Source organism: Spirillospora sp. NPDC049652, from assembly GCF_040675125.1.
Taxonomy (GTDB): Bacteria; Actinomycetota; Actinomycetes; order Streptosporangiales; family Streptosporangiaceae; genus Spirillospora.
The window spans coordinates 1-1,372 of record NZ_JBFAOF010001423.1 but is presented as its reverse complement, the minus strand read 5'-3'; the positions used below and the strand labels follow the sequence as shown (position 1 = coordinate 1,372).

The window sequence follows — 1,372 nt, the reverse complement described above, 5'->3', positions numbered from 1 at the left end:
ACGGGCGCTACGCGCGCCGACCCCAGCCGGACGTCCAGGACCGGCGCGTCGCCCCCGACGAACCCGGCGTCTGAACGGGCCCGGGTTCAGCGGTCGCGGTTGCGCATGTTGCGGACGGACTTGGTCGTCTCGAAGCTGCGCTTCTCCTCGTCGTTGGCGACGTCGTCGCGGTCGGTGAACATGCCGGCGAACAGGACCAGCAGGCCGACCGCGCCGATCCAGGGCTGCCGCCAGTAGAAGCCGGCCGCCACGAACCCGGCGGCCACGAGCATCAGCAGCAGAAGCTTCACGTCGCACCCCTCGACCGTCGTCCGCGAGTAAGGGACGACTTACTCGCGGGCCTCGTAGGCATCCTGACATGACGCGGCCCGCCCGGGGAAGTCCCCGGGCGGGCCGTCTCACGCTCCCGCGAGCCCCACGCGGGCCCCGCTCGGGGCTCGCGCCGGACCGCTACTTGCGCTTGCCGCGCTTCTCGCGGATCTTCATCGTCACCGCGATCGGCGTGCCCTCGAAGCCGAACTCCTCGCGCAGCCGGCGCTCGATGTACCGGCGGTAGCCCTCCTCCAGGAACCCGGAGGTGAACAGCACGAACCGCGGCTGCCGGACGCCCGCCTGCGTCGCGAACAGCACGCGCGGCTGCTTGCCGCCCCGCAGCGGGTGCGGGTGCGACGACACCAGGTCGGCGAAGAAGGTGTTCAGCTTCGCCGTCGGGACGCGGTAGTCCCAGCCGGCGAGGGCCGTCTCGATCGCCGGGACGAGCTTCTCCATGTGGCGTCCGGTGCGGGCCGACACGTTCACCCGCGGCGCCCAGCGGGCGTTGTGGAGCTGCCGGTCGATCTCGCGCTCCAGGTAGTGGCGGCGCTCCTCGTCCAGCAGGTCCCACTTGTTGTAGGCGATGACCAGCGCCCGGCCGGACTCGATCACCATGGAGATGATCCGCAGGTCCTGCTCGGCGAGCGGCTCGGTCGCGTCGATCATGACGACCGCGACCTCGGCCCGCTCCAGCGCCGACTGGGTGCGCAGCGTGGCGTAGAAGTCGGCGCCCTGGTTCTCCCGGTGCCGGCGGCGGATCCCGGCGGTGTCGATGAACCGCCAGGTCTTGCCGCCGAGCTCGATCTCCTCGTCGATCGGGTCGCGGGTGGTGCCCGCGACCGAGTCGACGACGACCCGCTTCTCCCCCGCCAGCTGGTTCAGCAGGCTGGACTTGCCGACGTTCGGACGGCCCAGCAGCGCCACCCGGCGCGGCCCGCCCGCCGCGACGCCGAACCGCTCCCTGGGGGCCTGCTCGGGCAGCGCCTCCAGCACCGCGTCCAGCAGGTCGCCGGAGCCGCGCCCAGATAGGAAGAGAGTAGTGGAGTGAAAGAGTGTAAAG

Annotated in this window: 2 protein-coding genes; both read right to left on the bottom strand. The window is 71.6% G+C overall.

Going from position 1 to position 1,372, the window contains the following annotated elements; translation table 11 throughout:
* Nucleotides 1-86: 86 nt before the first annotated feature.
* On the bottom strand, nucleotides 87-290 hold the full coding sequence (locus AB0J52_RS40745) for a hypothetical protein (RefSeq protein WP_500188585.1): 204 nt from the start codon (nucleotides 288-290) through the stop codon (nucleotides 87-89).
* Nucleotides 291-450: 160 nt separating this feature from the next.
* Nucleotides 451-1,372: ribosome biogenesis GTPase Der (gene der, locus AB0J52_RS40740; protein ID WP_500188584.1), on the bottom strand; the 922-nt coding region annotated here is incomplete at its 5' end.